This is a genomic window from Bradyrhizobium sp. McL0616 (genome assembly GCF_049993385.1).
Classification (GTDB): Bacteria; Pseudomonadota; Alphaproteobacteria; order Rhizobiales; family Xanthobacteraceae; genus Bradyrhizobium.
The window spans coordinates 8,187,002-8,203,887 of the sequence record NZ_CP188255.1; the positions used below are offsets into that span (position 1 = coordinate 8,187,002).

Sequence of the window (16,886 nt, forward strand, 5' to 3'; positions counted from 1 at the left end):
TCCGCCGGCCATCAGGAGACGTGGAAGATGAAATCGCTGGCCTTGAGGGCTGCGGTCACGTTCTTCAGCAGCAGCTGCTCGTGCTCCGTGACCGATCCCTCGCCGATCTGATGCTGCCAGGCGACCACCGTATCGCCGGACTGCTGGGTGATGGTGAGACCGTAGATGGAGCTGACATCCGAGAACTGGCGCAGGTCGATTTTATCGCCTGTCGCGAAATCGGTGATGGTGTGATGGGCGTCGTCCCCGGTCCAGTTCGGCGCGAACACGAATTGATCCTTGCCACCGCCGCCGGTCAGCGTATCGCCAGTCGTCGTCGCGAAAATGACGTCCTTGCCGCTGGTGCCTTGCAGGGTGATGCCCTTACCAGGGTCACCGGCCTTGTTGAAGATGAAATGGATCGAATCATATCGACCTTCGGAATCGGCGACGGTCAGCACGATCTGCTCGGTAGCTGGCGGAGTCGGTCCCGGGTCGTAAGTACCACCGTTTTGGAAGATGGGGTTGATGTCGCTGAGCGAGCCCGACGCGAAGTCCGGCGTGACGCTCGTGCCCGAATGTCCCGTCGTCGCCGTGACCGTGAAGGTGTCCGTCGCGGCACCTGGATCGATGTCGGAAACCGTGAGGTTGGTGAGGGTATCGGTGTTGAACTCGCTGTTATACGAGATCAGGAGATGGCTGGTGTCGATGACGGGCCCGCCGACGGGCGCGGTCACGCTCGTACCGATCGTGGCGGCTTTGTCAGACACCGGGGCCGTGCCATCCGTGCTCATGGCCGTGATGTCGATCGTCGCCGGCGACGCGGAGGAGGTCGTGATAGCGCCGTTGTAGGTATTGTCGAGCGCGTGGACGCCGAGCGGGTCCGGCGTGCCGGTGTAGCCGTCGGCCGGCACGAAACGGATCAGCGTGTCGGTAGCCAGCACCAGCGCCTGCGTGTCGCAGACCGATCCGATATCCACCCACTGATGGGTGCCGGCAATCTCGTATTGCCAAACCCCCTCGGTGGCCGTAGCCGCGTCCGAGGTGACCGCGATGGCCTTGAAGCTCGCGCCGTCGTCGACGTCGTGGAACTTGCCTGCGAAGAGATCGCTGACGGTGTCGCCGCCGGGATTGCTCTGGTTGCCGGCGACGGAGGCCAAGGTCGTGCAGTCGAGCGTCGGCGCATCGTTGCTGCCGTTGATGTTGATGGTGACAATCTCGCCCGTGCCGGTCGTGTGACCGTCGTTGGGCACGATGGTGTATTGCAGCGAGAGCGTCTGGCCGGCGGCGAGAAAGTCGAAGGGCTGCTCGCCCGAATTGAAATGCCACGAGAACTGGGTGTGGGTGGCGGTGCCGTTGAGGATATCGCCGCACTGCACCGTGAGATAGCTCAGCAAATCCGGGGCCGACAATCCCTCAAACCCGTCCGCCTGCAAATGGCCATCGAGATAGATGGCGACGTCCGTGGCGGATGCCGTCACGTGATCGGTGGCGTCGGCGTCGGACACGGTCAGCGTGCCGGTCTTGCTCAGCCCCGCATTGGTCTCGGTCAGGGTGGCGCTGGCGGTGTCGTTGGTCCCGGTCGTGATCGCCGGCGCGTCGTTCTTGCCCGTGATGGTGACGGTGACCTCAGCGGTGTCGGTCTTGTGGTGGCTGTCCTCGATCGTGATGGTGGACACCACTGTCGCGGTCTGGCCTTCGCCGAGGAAATCCAGCGAGCTGTCGGCAATCGAATAGCTCCAGCCGACGGTGCCGTTGTTCTTGCCGGTCTGCTGCAGCGACAGCGCGTTTTCCAGCGCCGTGATCTCGTCCGGCGTCAACGTCAGGTGCGTGATGCCGTCGGTGTCGAGCCCGGTGACGGATTGGTCGGTGACCTTCGCCGTCGGCCGGTCTGTCAGGTCGACATCGGTGAAATGGATCGCGCCGCCAGTCGGCGTCGACTGGTCGATCGTCGCCGTGGCGCCGGTGAGGTCCGGCTGCTCCGTCAGGACCGCGCTCTGCGAGGTCTCGGCGGCGATGAAGGTCGGCTTGTCGTCGTCGGCATTGAGCGTGATCAGCGTGCCGCCATGGCCGTCGCTGCTGCCGGCGAAACTAGCGTTGCTGTAATCCTCGCCGACGAGCTTCACCGTGATGCTGTGACCGTAGGCATCGCTGACGACGAGATCGCCGGTTTCGTCGTCGTAGGTTGCCGAGGTGCCACCGTCGAACTTGATGGTCGACAGATCCAGCTTGTCGGTCGCGGCGAAGCCAGCCACTGATCCGCCGAAGCTCGTCGTGCCGATCTGGAGTTCGGCACCGTCACCATGGAAGCTCATAGTCTGCGACACCGTGCCGTCGACATCAAGCGTCGCGCCGGCGTCGATCGTGACCGAGCCGGTGCCCGACAGCGAGCCGACCAGCGTCAGGGTTCCGGTGTGAACCTCGATGGTGGCGGTGTTGGTGACAGTGCCGGAGATCGACGCGGTGCCCCAGCTATCGATCACACTGTCATTTTCGAGGCTCAGCCCGGTCCCGGAGATCGACGCGCCGTGCAGGTCGATCGTGCCATGATTGACGATCGAGGACGCATCGCCGAACACGCCGCTGCCGGCGACCGTCCAGGTGCCGCCGCTCTCGTTGTTGAACGTGGCGGTGGCGACCGAGATGCTGCCGTCGATGTGGCCGGTGTTGTTGATCGTGATGGCGCCGCCGGTCTCGAAGATCGCGTAGCTCGTCGAGGTCACGAGCGCGGCGTCGGGCCCGATGGTGCCGGAATTGGTGATCGTTGCCGTGCCGCTGGCATTCTCATAGATCGAGATCGCGGCAATACCGTTGGCGCCGACCACCGAGCCGGTGTTCGTAACGTGCGTCGAGCCGGTTGCGCCGGCGCCGTCCTGATCGACACTGATGCCGAACGAGCTCGTGCCGGTGACATGCCCGCTATTGGTGATGGTGACGTTGCCGGCACCGTTGGCGACAATGTCGAGACCGACCGCGCCGGTTGCAGCACCACCGATGGTCGCCGTGATGTCGCCTGCGCCGGTCGCGCCGTCGTGCAGGACAATGCCATCGCCGGCAAGCCCGATGACGTCGCCGACCGTCGTCAGCGAAATGTTGCCGATGCCGTTCTGGGTGACAACGATGCCGTTGGTCGCGCCGGTCAGCGTGCCGGTCGGCGTCAGCACGATGTCGCCGCGGCTACCGCTCAGCCCGCCCGACGCGGTGAAGTCGAGCGCGTCGCCCTTCCCGGTCGTGATGTTGGCATCACCGGTGACCGTGAAGGTCCCGGCGGTCGTCGCCTGACCGGTGATGGTGCCGGTAAAGGTATGGCCCGCAACCTTGTCGAGCCTGAGCGTATCGGCGCCGCCCGCGAAGGTGACGGTCTGCGCGTCGGCACCGCCGAGCTCCAACGTCGCCTTGTCGTCGATGATCAGCGTGCCGGCGCCAGTGAGGCCGCCAGCGAGATCGAGCGTGCCGGCCTGCACCTCGATGGTGCCGGTGTTGGTGACCGCAGCCGATATCGTGCTGGAGCCGGACACGCCGTAGAGATTGCCGGAATTGTTCAGGCTGCCGCCGTTGATCGAAACGTCCGTCAGATAGAGCTTTGACGTACCGTCAACCGTGACTGTCCCGCCGTCGTTGGTGACGGTCAGCGTCGAGAGCTTCAGGATGCCGCCGCCGATCGCCTTGATATCCGCGGTGTTGACGATCAGCTCGCCGGAAATATCGAGCTCGCCGCCATTCGCCTGGACCAGGTGGCTGTTGGTGAGCGTATGGGACACGACGGGATCAATCGTCAGCTTGCCGCTGGTAACAGTGATCGTGCCGGTGTTGGTGATGTCGGCTTCGGAGATCGCGCTCGTGCCAGTCGATTCCAGCGTGCCCGCGATCGTCACCGCGCCGCCGTCGATCGTCGCGCCGTTCAACGTCAGCGTCTTGCTCGCATCGACCGCGACCGTGCCGCGGTTGGTGATCGCGGTGCCCGCAACCGTCGCATCGTCGAGCGCCAGCGTGACGTCGCTCTCGACCGTGACGATGCCCTCGCTCAGCGTCGCCTGACCGTCGATCGTGCTGTCGCCGGTGACGTCGATGCTGCCGCCGCCCTTGACGGCACCGCCGCTGAGCGTGGCGCCGCTCAGGGTCAACGCGGCATTGGTGTCGACGATGATGCTGCCGCTGGAATTGTAGACCGTCGATCCCTCGATCGCGAGTGCGCCAAGGGCGACTACCTCGATGGTGCCGGCATTGGTGACGGTCTCGCCGTCCAGCGCATTGCCGGTGCCGCTGACATTGAGGGCGCTGTTGTTCTTCAGGATGCCGTGGCTGAGCACGGCGTTGCCGGTCAGATCAATCTCACTGTTGTTCGTAACAGTCCCCGCGCCGTCGATCGTCGCGCCGTTGACGATCAGCTTGCCGCTGGCATCGACGGTGACCGCGCCGTTGTTGGTGACGCTGGAGGCCAGATGGATCGTCAGCCAGCCATTTGCCAGGACCTCGATGGTGCCGCTCGACGTGTTGGAGACGGTCTCGTGGGCGAACTCTGCCGCGCCCTTGACGTTGACCATGCCGGAATTGTTCAGCGTGCCGTTCTCGATCAGGCCGTTGCCATCGAGCTCCAGCGCACCTGCGATCGTGACCGTGCCGCCGTCGACGGTCACGGTACCGGCGACCAGCGTCGCGCCGGCATCGACCTGCAAGGTGCCGCCGATATTGGCAATATCGCTCTTCAGTGCCAGCGTGCCGCCGGAGAGGTCGATCGTGCCGGAATTGCTGATTGTGGTCAGGGTATCGATCGTGCCGCCTGCGGCCAGCGTGAGCGTGCCCGCATTCGTAATCTTGCTGGTATTGGTGACGATCAGGCCGGATTTCCGGGTGATCGTTTCGACATCGATCGCGCCACCGAGGAAAACGTGGCCTCCGAGGGTGTTGGTGAACCTCGCGTCGGCGTTCAGGGTGAGCGTGCCCGCGATCGTCAACGTGCTCTGGTTGATCAGCTGCGGCGCCGTGTGGTGCACCTTTGTGTCGTAGTCGTCCATCGTCAGCGACTTGGCATACGCGGCCGCGTCGATCGTGACGGGATAGGACGGCGTCAGCCCGTGCAGCTGGTCGGTGATGACGATGGCATCATCTTTGAGCGTCGGCGCGGCGCCGGTCTCCCAGTTCGCGCCGTCCTTCCAGAAGCCGCCGGACGGCGCTCCGGGCTTGCTCGTCGCGATCCACACCACGGCGGGCGCGTCGGTACCCGTGATCGTGACGGTGATGGTCTGATCCGAGGTCGCGCCTTGCGAATCGGTGACCGTGACCGTGTAGGTCAGCGTCACCACTTCGCCAGCCGGGATGAAGTCGGCGAGGTAGACGGGAAGATCGGCCAACGACCAATCCACAACGCCATTGCCGGTTCCGGTGCTGTCAGTGTGGATCCCAACCGACATCGCGTTTGCGAAGATTTTCTGGATCGCGTCCGGCACGGTGCCGTCCGGCAGGGTGGCGCTGGTCAGATTCACCGACACCGTGTGCTTGTCGGTCAGGTCGACGTCGGTGAATTTCAGCGTGCCCGAGGTCGGGACGTCGCTGGTGAGCGGGCCGCCGGGAACGCTGGTGCCACCCGAGAATGTGATGGTCGGCACACTGGTGGTGATCACCGGCTTATCGTTGGTGCCGGTGATGGTGATGGTGATCGGGATGGTGGCGGTTTCGGGGTCGATCGAGAAATTGTTGTCGACGCGGACCATGTAGGTCAGCGTCAGCGTCTCGCCGGCCGCGAGGAAGTCGAAGGCGTGGTCGGGGATCGTGTAGGTCCCGAGCGCCGAGCCGTTGTTGTTGTTGCCACCGTCCGCGACGACATTGATCTTGATCAGCGTCGCCGCGATGTCCTGCTTCTGGAGAGCCGTGAGCGAGTTGGTGACGTCGTGATGGCCGGCGTCCATATAGGCGTAGTTCGGCGCGTCGGCGAGGTCCACCGATACCGTCGGCCGGTCGCCGAGGTTTTGGTCGACGAAGTTGACGCGGAAGATGATGATGTCGGGAGGCACGGCGTCGCCGGTCGTGTCCGCACGGTCGCCGGTCGCGTTCGCGTGCTCGGGCACCTTGAATGCCGACGTCACATTGCCGTTGGAATCGAGGATGCTCGAATGGGGCGGGCCAGGAATACGGGTGCTGGACTGCGGGGAAAGGTCCGGTCCTTGCGTTCCCGGTCCATTGAGGTTCGTGAACACCAGGGTCGCACTTGCGCCGGCCTGCGTCTTGATCATCAGACCGTCGACGGTCTGCGTGATCGTGTCGGTGAAATTCGAGGTCAGCTTGGTGTTGGTGCCATTGTCCGTGAACTTCAGCGTGAACACGTCCGTGATCAGCTTCTGCACATCCGGCGACATCAGCGCACTGCTGATCGAGACGTTGCCGCCGCTGATCTGGATCATCTGGCCGGCCTGGTTGACCGTCGCGATCGGCAGCAGCGTGAGCTTGTCGAACAGAATGTAGGAGCCGGTGGTGCCGTTCGGCTCGACCAGAACCTGGAAGCTCGCCTGCGGTTGCGGATCGCCGCCACCGGCGGGCACGACGAAATTGATCTGGGTCAGCACGGCCGTGCCACGGATGCCCATGGTGGCGACCGGCGTGTCGATCTTCATGTCGCCGTGCTTGGCGGTCTCGCCGGCGACGAAGGTGATGGTGCCCGCGACCAGGCTGAGCAGCGAGGAATTGTTCGACCCGTTGGGGTCGTAGACCATCTCGTTCAGCAGCATCCGCGCGTTGGAGGAGAGGCCGAACACGGTACCGTCGATGAAGGTGACGCCGAGCGTCGAGTCGCCGCCGGTCGAGACCACGTCGCCCTTCTCGACATTGTCGCCGTTGTTCAAAATGATCGAGACGCCGTTGCGGACCGCGGTCGCGCTACCGGAGAGCTTGGTGACGTGGCCGATGACCTGCGCCGCGGCGACGCCGGGCGCGGCCTGCGCGTATTCAACGTGCCCCGTGAGCGCGTTGACGATGTCACCGGTCAGGTGGGCGCCATCGGGCGAGGCGATCGCCGCGCGCTTGTCGCCCCTGAAATAATCGTGAACGACGAACTCATGGCCGTCATGAGACAGCACGAGGTCCACACCCTCGCGCTTGAACTCGCCGTTGAAGATCAGGTTGGCGTCGGGGACGACGAACGCGCCCTGGGGCACATGGCCATGCCCCTTCGCAGTAAAGGAATCGACATGGCCATCGGCGGGCAAGCGGGAACCCAAGCCGTCCATGGAGAGCGCGGCGTCAAATTTGCCTGCGTAGTTCAACCGGGCACCGTAATAGGGTTAATATTTAAATAAGTATCGACCGCCTAAGCTTGCATATCATTACCAAGTCCTTAGCGAAACCATCTATTGCTTGTGTGATTTCGCGTCACTAGGCGGTTGGCGCCCGTGCGGATCCCCTACCCACAGAGAAAGCAAGGTAATTCTGGGAATTTTTACAAGTAGATCTTAGTTTATTTGAACGCATGTCCCGTCATCCCATGTATTCCGCAGTAGAAATCTGACAGCGGATACTTACTTCATCTTTTCTTCGTGGTGCCCCACGGCATACTGCGGCAAATACGGAGCTAAATCTGTGATCCAGCTAACAGAACCGGTGAAATAGCGGGTCATTAGCCATAGGCGTAGAATCGACGTCCCCACAACTTCTATCTGCAATTGGTCCGCTTTCGCGGCGGCCGAGGTACCCCTAGCCCCCGATTCGTAAGATTTTACGCAAAATGGGCAGTCCCGCTTCAGCCTGCCCCACGGTTTTGGGACCGCAGCCGGGCGCATTAAGCAGAACAAAACGGCCCGTCTCGCACTATCTCCTCGAAAGCAACAAAGCCCGGCACGCACAGGTCGAGGGGGACCTGGCGAAGCCGGAAGGGGATGTCAGATGGAGACCGCTGCTCACAGGCGCGCCTGGCGCGCCATCCTTGCTCTGTGCGGATTGATCCTGTTCGGATCGGCCGCCGATCTTCGTGCCGGCACATTGCTGTCGCCGGGACCAGGCGTGCTCGTGCGCAAATCCGCCGAGCCGTTCGGCGTGTTCGCCTTCGCCATCTCCACCGGCAGCCTGCGGCAGAAATGGTTCGCGCTGAAGGACAAGCTGGACGACGACATGGTGCAGCTTGCGCTGTGCGACGGCGACCGCGACAATTGCGCGTCACCCGCGGCGCTCAGGCTGCTCGCCATTGTCGACCAGGCCCGCACCCGCGAGGGCCGCGCGCGGCTTGGCGAGACCAACCGCGCCATCAATCTGGCCATCCACGCCGCCAATGACGGCACTGAGGACGTCTGGAGCTCGCCGCTTGCGACTTTCGAGCGCGGCGCCGGCGACTGTGAGGATTACGCCATCGCCAAGCTCGCCGCGCTGCGGCTGGCGGGCGTTGCCGCCGAGGACCTCCGCATCGTCGTGGTGCGCGATACGCTGGCGGGCGAAGCGCATGCGGTTGCGGCTGCACGGCTCGACGGCCACTGGCTGATGCTCGACAACCGCCGCATGGCGATGGTCGAGGATGAGAACGCGCGCACCTACCAGCCGCTGTTCGTGCTCTATCAGTCCGCCGTGCTGAAATATGTCGGCGAGCCCGTGCAGTTCTCCGGGCTCGAGAGCCCGCGCCTGTCGCTGGTTGCCGAGACGCGCTGAATTATCTTGTAGCCTAGGCCGTTCCGCCACAACCCCATTCCGTCACGCCGCCTGGAACTGCTAGCATGGCTCCAACCATGCTGGGGGACGACTGGAATGCGGTTCATCGTGCTGTCTGTGCTTGCGTTACTGGCTTGGCCGGCGGCGCCAGGTTTCGCCCAATCCGGCACGCCCGACCGCTCCATCGCCGACAAGCTGCCGCTGTTCGCCAAGAACAACTGCCAGCAGAACCGCGACCCCGCCAATCAACTGTTGTGCGGTGACCCCGAGCTTGCCGCCGCCGCCGAGAAGCTGAGCGCGGCGATCGAGGCGCGGCTTGCCCGCCTGCCGGATCGCCTGCCCGCGATTGAGGAAAATGCGATCTGGATCAAGCAGCGGAGCCTCGGCTGCGGTATCATTGGCCAGACCGCGATCCGCTACGACGACGTCGACCGGATCAAGGCCTGCCTGCTCAAGGTCACCGAGGAGCGCGCCGCGATCCTGCGCGATGCCGATTTCGACTGTCTGGCGGCCAACACCGCGGCCGGCGCGATGATCTGCGCAGACCCGTCACTGGCGCTTACCGAGACCGAGCTCAACAGTGGCGTGCTCGGCCTGATCGGCAGACTGGACCCGACTGCGGCACGCTTTGCCTTCGCCGAATACGGAAGATGGACGCGGGAGCGCGACCGCAAATGCAATCTGGTCGGCAAGGAGAACGTGCCGCTTGCCGAGTTGACCTTCGCGGAGGACTGTCTCGCCGACTATCTGAAGCGCAGGACCGACGAGATCGCCGCCGCCAAGGGTGATCCGAAAAAGGTGTTCGGCCGGCAGGTCGCGGCCAAATCGCCCGACACCGACGCCGTCGACTTCTGCGCCGCGCGGATCCATGCCGCCAATTCCTGCGGCAATTTCGTCCGCATCAACCGCGTCTACGCGCTCGACAGCCAGGTAAGCGGGCAGGACGCGCAGGTCACCGGCGAGATCGAGATGGTCGTGCTGGCGCCCTTCACCGCCTGTAGCAAGGTCGCCACCACCTGCACCGGCACCTGCTGGGACTTGAGGACCGGTCGTCCGCAGCCCGGCGCCGGCAACAAAGAGCGCTCCGCAGAGGCCTTCAATGTCACCCGCCGGCTCAGGATCGAGCGGACCTTTGCCTTCGTGAAAGCCAATGACGGCTGGCGATGCCGGGAAGACGAGCTGGCGCCGGTGACTCTAGGTGTCTCGGGCGGGGGGTCGTAGAAGCCGCGTGTCGCGCTCTCTTCCTTCTCCCCTTCTTGTGGGAGAAGGTGGCGCGCGTAAGCGCGCCGGATGAGGGGTTCTTTCCGCGCGCAAGACTGTTCATGAGGATAGAGACCCCTCACCCGGCTCGCCGCTTCGCGGCGATCCACCCTCTCCCCATGGGGAGAGGGTGCACTGCCCGCGCGATCAGAAATCAAAACATCAGGTTGTCCTTCACCAGCACCCAACGGCCGCCCTTGACCTGCTGCACCTGGGTGATGGTGTTGGCGAGGTGGTCGGTCTTGGAGAACTTGGTCGGTGGCGAGTTGAAGATGTCGAGGAATTTGTCACCCGACTCCAGCGAATCCAGCATCTTCTGTCCGGTCAGATCCTTGCCCGCCTTGTCCGCATAGAACGCGAATGTCGTCACCGCGTTGTAGCCGATGATCGCCTGCGTGTTGGCGTCGGTGCCGAACATCTTCTTGTAGTTGATCAGCCAGTCGTGGACCTTGCCCTTGGCCGTGTCCTCATACGGGATCTCGAAGCCCGACGCCGCATAGAGCCCTTCGACCGCCTCCTTGCCCAGCGTCGGCACCTCCAGCACGTTGGTCGGCGTGGCGCCGAGGAAGGTGACGTCCCAGCCGAGCTTCTTCGCTTCCGTCATCGCGCCGATGGTCTCGCGGATCACGGTGCCGAGCACGACGAGATCGCAGCCGTCCGACTTCATCTTGGCGACCTGCGCGCTGAAATCGGAGGCGCCGCGCTTGTAGCTCGTGATCGAGGCCGGTTGCACCTTCATGGCGGTGAGCTGCTGATTGAAGCCGTCGAGCACGTTCTTCCCGTACTCGTCGTCCTGATGCATGATGCAGGGCTTCTGGAAGCCCTTCCATTCCATCATGTATTTCAGCGCGGCGCGCGTGCTCTCGACATAAGGCAAGAGATTGTTGAATTTCAGCCGCTCCTGCGGCTTGGCCGGATCGAACTTGAAGGTGAACTCGGCGGCGGTGAGCGGAAACAGCTGGAGCACGCCGGCGTCGAACAGGATGTCCTGCGCGGCCAGCGTCGGCGCCGATCCCATCGAGCCGATCATGACGAAAATCTTGTCGCGTTCGACCATTTTCTGCGAGGCCAGCACGCCCTTCTTCGGATCGTAGCCGTTGTCCTCGAGGATCATCCTGATCTTGCGTCCCTGAATGCCGCCGGCGGCGTTGATCTCCTCGACCGCCATCTTCATGCCGTTGGAGACCGGCACGCCCCACACCTTGATCGGGCCCGACAGATCCTGATGGGTGCCGATGACGATCTCGTTCGCCGAGATGCCTTCATTGGTGACCTTGGTTTGCGCTACGGCCGGCAGACACGTGAGCGCCATTGCCCCCACCGCAAGGCCGAACGCTCTCAACGATCTCGACATTGACGTCTCCTCCTCAGGCCTATGTTGCACGAAGGGCATGGCCACGGCTCCTTCGCTGTTTTTCAAACGAGATTCAAGCGACCGCCCGCGCGTGATACATCGCATCGATTTCGGCGGCATAGCGCTTGTTCACGAAATTCCGTTTCAGCTTCATGGTCGGCGTCAGCTCTTCGTCTTCCGGGGTGAGCTGGCGCTCGATCAGGTAAAATTTCTTGATGGTCTCGACGCGGGCGAAATTGCCGTTGACCGCTTCGATCTCGCGCCAGATCAGGTCCTGGATCTCCGTCGCCCGGCACAGGCTGGCGTAATTGGTGAAGGGGATGTCGTGATCCTGCGCGAACTTCTCGACGTTCTCCTGGTCGATCATCACGAGGCAGGTCAGATACGGCCGCTTGTCGCCGATCACCACGGCATCCGAAATGTAGGGCGAGAATTTGAGCTGGTTCTCGACCTCGGACGGCGTGATGTTCTTGCCGCCGGAGGTGATGATGATGTCCTTCATCCGGTCGGTGATGCGGACGAAACCTTCATTGTCGATGGTGCCGACGTCGCCGGTACGCAGCCAGCCGCGCGGGTCGATGGCTTCCGCGGTCTTCTCCGGCTGGTTCAGGTAGCCCATGAACAGGAAGTCGCCCTTGATCAGGATCTCGCCGTCGGGCGACAGCGCGACCTCGCCCCAGGACACCGGTGTGCCGACCGAGCCGAGCTTGATGCGCTCTGCCGGCATCATGGTGGCGACGCCGCAATTCTCGGTCTGGCCGTAGACCTCGTGGATGTCGATGCCGAGCGCGAGATACCAGCGGATCAAATCCGGCGCGATCGGCGCCGCGCCGGTGAAGGCGATGCGGCAGCGGTCGAGCCCGATCATGCGGCGGATGTTGCGGAACGCGAGCCGGTAGGCGAACTGGTTGGCGATGCGCAGCGACAGCGGCGGCATCTTGCCCTCGATCCGGCAATCCGTCATGCGCAGACCGACGTTAATGGCGCGGCGATAGACCCATTGCTGGAACGGCGTCGCATCCTTCAACGCGATGGTGATGGCGGAATAGAATTTCTCCCAGATGCGCGGCACCGCGAAGAAGACGGTCGGCTGCACCTCGCGCAGATTATCCGGCACCGTCTCCGGGCTCTCCGCAAAATTCATCACCGAGCCGAGCGCGACCGAAATGTAGTAGCCGGCGACCCGCTCGGCGACGTGGCACAGCGGCAGGAAGATCAGCCGGTCCTCGTCCTCTCGGGCCGAAATGAAATCGTTGGCGTGACGCATTTGGTGCGTCACGCTGCGGTTGGCGTGCATGGCGCCCTTGGGCGGGCCGGTGGTGCCGGAGGTGTAGACGAGCACGGCGAGATCGCCGGCGTTGCGGCAATTGATCATTTCCTGCCACAGCGCCTCGCGGCCAACCATGTGATTGCTACCGAGCCCGCGAAACTCGTCGAGCGACATCACCATGTCGTCGGAGAAGCCGCCGAGGCCCTCCATGTCGAACACGATGATCTTCTGCAGGCTCGGACAGCGCGCGCGGCGGGCGAGGATCTTGTCGAGCTGCTCCTCGTCTTCGGCGAAAATCACCTTCGTGGCGGAATCGTTGAGGAGATACTCGACCTGGGCCGCCGCATCGGTCGGATAAATTCCCGAGGAGACGCCGCCGGCGCACAAGATGCCCATGTCGGCATAGACCCATTCGGGCACGGCGTTGGCGATGATGGAGGCGACGTCGCCGGGCCTGAAGCCGATCGCATGGAGGGCGTAGGCGATCTCCTTCGAGATTTGCAGCCATTCGCGCCAGCTGGTCGGCTGCCAGATGCCGAAGGTCTTCTCGCGGATCGCAGGTCTGTCACCGCGCACCTCCGCTGCGCGCAAGAAGCTCCTCGCGATCGTATCAGCGACCGTCAGCACCGCCGGACGGGCCATGCGCGTCTCCTCCTTGTCGCTTTTCCCTCCGCTGCCTGCCTTGCCGGCGGTCTATGTTTTACGGATGGGCTTGTCCATTTAACGCCAAGTCTCGCTCTAACGCCAAGTTTTCTTCTTTTTCCAGCGCCGCTCACCGCGCGCGCCCTGTTCCTTGGCACCAAGGTAGAACTCCTGGATGTCCTTCGAATGCATCAAGCGGTCGCAGCTGTCGTTCATCACGATACGGCCGATCTCCAGCACGTAGCCGTAGTGCGCCGTCTCCAGTGCCACCCTGGCGTTCTGCTCGACCAGCAGGATCGACATGCCCTGCTCCTCGTTGACGCGGCGAATGATGGTAAAGATCTCCTTGACCAGGATCGGCGACAGGCCGAGCGAGGGCTCGTCGAGCAGCAACAGCGTCGGCCGGTTCATCAGCGCGCGTCCGATCGCGAGCATCTGCTGCTCACCGCCGGAGAGCTGGCCGGCCGGCTGGTTGATGCGCTCCTTCAGCCGCGGGAAGTAGCCGTAGACGCGATCGAGATCTTCCGCGACGCCGCCGCGATCCCGGCGCGGATAGGCGCCCATCATCAAATTCTCGCGCACGGAGAGGAACGGGAACACCTCGCGCCCTTCCGGCACGTGGCTGAGGCCGAGCCGCACGATCCTGTCGGCCTCCATGCGCTGGATCGGCTTGCCCAGGAACTCAATCGAGCCCTTCTGCGGATCGAGAATGCCCGAGATGGTCTTCAGCACCGTGGTCTTGCCGGCGCCGTTGGCGCCGAGCAGCGTGACGATGCGGCCGCGCGGCACCTCCAGCGAGATGCCGCGGATCGCCATGATCGGCCCGTAATAGCTCTCGATGTTGGAGAGCTTCAAGATGATGTCTGATGTCACCGCGGCATCCATCGCGTCAGGCCCCCAGATACGCAGCGACGACGTCGGGATGCTGCTGCACCTCGGCTGGAGATCCCATCGCCAGCACCCGACCGTAGTTCAGCGCGATGACGCGATCGGAGACGCGGTTGACCAGCGACATGTCGTGCTCGACCATCAGCACGGTGACACCGAGCTCGCTCTTCATGTCGCGGATCCAGAACGACATGTCGTCGGTCTCCTCCACGTTCAGCCCCGACGACGGCTCATCAAGCAGGATCAGCTTGGGCTCGGAGCACAGCGCGCGCGCGAGCTCGATCACCTTGCGCACGCCGTAGGGAAGACCCGAGATCAGCTTGTCGCGATAGGGTTCGAGGTCGAGGAATTCGATGACCTGCTCGACCCGGCGGCGATGCAGCTTCTCGTGCGCGCGCACGCTCGGCAGGAACAGCAATTCCTGCCAGAGCTGCGTGGTCGAATGGCGGTGGCGGCCGACCAGGAGATTCGACAATACGGTCGCGTTCTCGAACAGCTCGATGTTCTGGAAGGTACGGGCGATGCCGAGCCTGGCGATGTCGTAGGGCGGCTGCTCCGTGATGTCCTGGTCCTCGAAGAAGATGCGGCCCGAGGTCGGCCGGTAGATCCGCGAGATCAAATTGAAGATCGAGCTCTTGCCCGCGCCATTCGGCCCGATGATCGAAAGAATCTCGCCCTTCTCGACCGCGAACGACACCGCATCGACGGCCTTCAGGCCCCCGAAATGCAGCGACAAATTCTCGGCGCGAAAATAACTCATCGGTTGCGCTCAGACTTCACGTAGATCTTCTGCCGCTTGAAGGTCGCGCGCTTGTAGAGCGGGAAGAGCTGGAAGAAGAGCTTGATCTTGAGCCAGCGGCCGTAGAGCCCGAGCGGCTCGAATTGCACGAACAGCACGATGATGATGCCGTAGATCGCGCCCTTGAGACCGTTGAGCGAAGCGAAGGCCGCGACCTTCGACTGCACGTTTGCCGCGCCTTGCGTGCCGGCGCCGAAGGTGGCCGCAATGCCGGCGATGATGCCGGGCATGTCGTCCTTCAGGTAAGTCAGGAACGGATCGATCATCACGATGAAGATCGCGCCGAGCACCGCGCCGTGCAGCGAGAAAGTGCCGCCGATCAGGATCACGATGATGAACTCGATCGAGAGCTGGAGCGTGAACATCTCCGGCGAGATGAAGGAAAGCTTGTGCGCGAACAGCACGCCGGCAAAACCGGTGATCGCGGCCGAGATCGCAAAGGATTTGACCTTGTAGAGCGCGACGTTGATGCCCATGCTGCGCGCCGCTGTCTCGCTATCGCGGATTGCGACAAAGGCCCGGCCCGTCGGCGAGCGCAGCAAATTCAGCGTCCCGACGATGGTCAGCACCAGCACGGCGAGACAGAGGAAATAGAACGTCGGACTGTCGCGCGAGACCGTGACGCCGAGCAGCGACGGCGCCTTGATCCGCAGGCCCTCATTGCCGTTGGTGACGCTTTCCCAGCGCGCCAGAATCTCCTCGACGATGAAGGCGAAGGAGATGGTGGCGATGACGAGATAGATGCCCTGGAGCCGCAGCGCGGGAAATCCGACCAGCGCGCCGATCAGGCCGGTCAGCGCGCCCGCGGCGAGGAAATAGACCGGAAACGGCACATTGTATTTCTGCAAATAGGCGGCCGTGTAGGCGCCGATCGCGAGGAACGCCGCGTGTCCGAGCGAGGCTTGCCCGGTAAAGCCGGTGAGGATCAGCAGCGCCACGCCGACGGTCGCATAGATGCAGACGAAGACGAGCTGGCTCATCAGATAACTGGAGAGCACGTAAGGCGCGATCAGCAGCACAGCCAGCAAGAGGCCGTAGGAGACGAAATAGCCCGAATGCGGAAACAGCCTGATGTCGTCCTTATAGTCGGTCTTGAACAGGAAGCGCATCGCGTTCAGACCTTCTTGCGGACGTGCAGGCCGAACAGGCCTTCGGGCTTCAGCAGCAGCACGGCGAGCAGCACGATGTAGGGCGCGACGTCTTTCCAGCCCTCCGCCAGATAGAAGCCGGCCATGCTCTCGATCACGCCGATCAGGACGCCGCCGACGACCGCGCCGGGAATCGAGCCGAAGCCGCCAAGCACTGCGGCCGGAAACGCCTTCAGCCCGAGCACGAGGCCGACATTGGAGTGGATGAAGGTGATCGGCGCTAGCAGCACGCCGGCGCAGGTGGCGACCGCCGCGCTGATCGCCCAGACGATCGAGACCACGCGCTTGACCGGGATGCCCATGTAATAGGCCGCCAGCATGTTCTCGGAACTGGCGCGCATCGCGGTGCCGAGTGTGGTCTTGTTGAAGAACAGCCAGAGCAGCGCGCACAGGATCATCGTCGCCGCGATCACCGAGAGCTTGTCATGGGCGAGCACCAGCGAACCGATCCGCAGCACGCCCTGGCTGAAGGGGGTGTCGATCTTGAAATCGTCGGTGCCCCAGATCATGCCGGCGACGGAACGCAGGAAATAGCCCAGGCCAATGGTGGCCATGATGATGGAGAATTGCGGATAGCCGAGGATCGGCCGCACCACCACGCGTTCCGCCAGCATGCCGAACAGCGCCATCGCGGCCACCGCAGCGGCAAAGCCGACCCAGTAGTTCAGGCCCATCATGCCGATGAAGGTAAAGGCGAAGAAGCCGCCCAGCATCATCAAATCGCCCTGGGCGAAATTGACGACCTCGGTGGCCTTGTAGACGAGCACGAAGCCGAGCGCGATCAGGCCGTAGACGCAGCCGAGCGCAACACCGCTGACCAGCTGCTGAACGAAATCCAGCATCGCCGCGCTTCCTCCCGATGCAACCAGCGGTTCTTTTCGACCGCATTGCCGCATCTTGTGTCCAGCCGCCACGCAGTCG

9 protein-coding genes are annotated in these 16,886 nt (G+C 63.4%); 2 read left to right on the forward strand and 7 right to left on the reverse strand.

The annotated features are described in order from the left end of the window. Window positions 1–11 precede the first annotated feature (11 nt). Window positions 12–7,235, reverse strand: a complete 7,224-nt coding sequence (locus ACPPVR_RS39530) for a VCBS domain-containing protein (protein ID WP_426611882.1) — start codon at window positions 7,233–7,235, stop codon at window positions 12–14. A gap of 616 nt (window positions 7,236–7,851) precedes the next feature. On the opposite strand from ACPPVR_RS39530, the gene ACPPVR_RS39535 reads away from it, so the two are divergent. Together ACPPVR_RS39535 and ACPPVR_RS39540 are read left to right on the forward strand one after the other, a co-directional pair. After that, on the forward strand, window positions 7,852–8,604 hold the full coding sequence (locus tag ACPPVR_RS39535; protein WP_426611883.1) for a transglutaminase-like cysteine peptidase: 753 nt from the start codon (window positions 7,852–7,854) through the stop codon (window positions 8,602–8,604). Window positions 8,605–8,700: 96 nt separating this feature from the next. Continuing rightward, a complete protein-coding gene (locus tag ACPPVR_RS39540; RefSeq protein WP_426611884.1) occupies window positions 8,701–9,825 on the forward strand; it encodes a lysozyme inhibitor LprI family protein in 1,125 nt (374 codons plus the stop codon). A 193-nt stretch (window positions 9,826–10,018) separates the two neighbouring features. Here the strand turns inward: ACPPVR_RS39540 and ACPPVR_RS39545 are convergent, their stop codons facing one another. The 6 genes from ACPPVR_RS39545 to ACPPVR_RS39570 form a co-directional block, all read right to left on the reverse strand. After that, window positions 10,019–11,218: an ABC transporter substrate-binding protein gene (locus tag ACPPVR_RS39545; protein WP_426611885.1), complete on the reverse strand. Its 1,200-nt coding sequence runs from the start codon at window positions 11,216–11,218 to the stop codon at window positions 10,019–10,021. A 73-nt stretch (window positions 11,219–11,291) separates the two neighbouring features. Further along, on the reverse strand, window positions 11,292–13,130 hold the full coding sequence (locus ACPPVR_RS39550; protein WP_426611886.1) for an AMP-dependent synthetase/ligase: 1,839 nt from the start codon (window positions 13,128–13,130) through the stop codon (window positions 11,292–11,294). A gap of 96 nt (window positions 13,131–13,226) precedes the next feature. Continuing rightward, window positions 13,227–14,015 carry an ABC transporter ATP-binding protein gene (locus ACPPVR_RS39555; protein ID WP_426611887.1) on the reverse strand — a complete coding sequence of 263 codons (789 nt, stop codon included), beginning with the start codon at window positions 14,013–14,015 and terminating at the stop codon, window positions 13,227–13,229. Between the two features lie 4 nt (window positions 14,016–14,019). Then, window positions 14,020–14,778 (reverse strand): ABC transporter ATP-binding protein, encoded by a 759-nt coding sequence (locus ACPPVR_RS39560; protein WP_280705026.1) that lies wholly within the window; start codon window positions 14,776–14,778, stop codon window positions 14,020–14,022. Continuing rightward, window positions 14,775–15,926, reverse strand: coding sequence for a branched-chain amino acid ABC transporter permease (locus ACPPVR_RS39565; RefSeq protein ID WP_426611888.1), 1,152 nt, complete (start codon window positions 15,924–15,926; stop codon window positions 14,775–14,777). Before ACPPVR_RS39565 ends, ACPPVR_RS39560 begins: the two co-directional genes overlap by 4 nt. A gap of 5 nt (window positions 15,927–15,931) precedes the next feature. Beyond that, window positions 15,932–16,807: a branched-chain amino acid ABC transporter permease gene (locus tag ACPPVR_RS39570; protein WP_426611889.1), complete on the reverse strand. Its 876-nt coding sequence runs from the start codon at window positions 16,805–16,807 to the stop codon at window positions 15,932–15,934. Window positions 16,808–16,886: the final 79 nt, after the last annotated feature.

Coding starts and splice junctions, on each gene's coding strand:
- ACPPVR_RS39535 (WP_426611883.1), top strand. CDS start 7,852: ATGGAGACCGCTGCTCACAGGCGCGCCTGGCGCGCCATCCTTGCTCTG.
- ACPPVR_RS39540 (WP_426611884.1), top strand. CDS start 8,701: ATGCGGTTCATCGTGCTGTCTGTGCTTGCGTTACTGGCTTGGCCGGCG.
- ACPPVR_RS39545 (WP_426611885.1), bottom strand. CDS start 11,218: ATGTCGAGATCGTTGAGAGCGTTCGGCCTTGCGGTGGGGGCAATGGCG.
- ACPPVR_RS39550 (WP_426611886.1), bottom strand. CDS start 13,130: ATGGCCCGTCCGGCGGTGCTGACGGTCGCTGATACGATCGCGAGGAGC.
- ACPPVR_RS39555 (WP_426611887.1), bottom strand. CDS start 14,015: ATGGATGCCGCGGTGACATCAGACATCATCTTGAAGCTCTCCAACATC.
- ACPPVR_RS39560 (WP_280705026.1), bottom strand. CDS start 14,778: ATGAGTTATTTTCGCGCCGAGAATTTGTCGCTGCATTTCGGGGGCCTG.
- ACPPVR_RS39565 (WP_426611888.1), bottom strand. CDS start 15,926: ATGCGCTTCCTGTTCAAGACCGACTATAAGGACGACATCAGGCTGTTT.
- ACPPVR_RS39570 (WP_426611889.1), bottom strand. CDS start 16,807: ATGCTGGATTTCGTTCAGCAGCTGGTCAGCGGTGTTGCGCTCGGCTGC.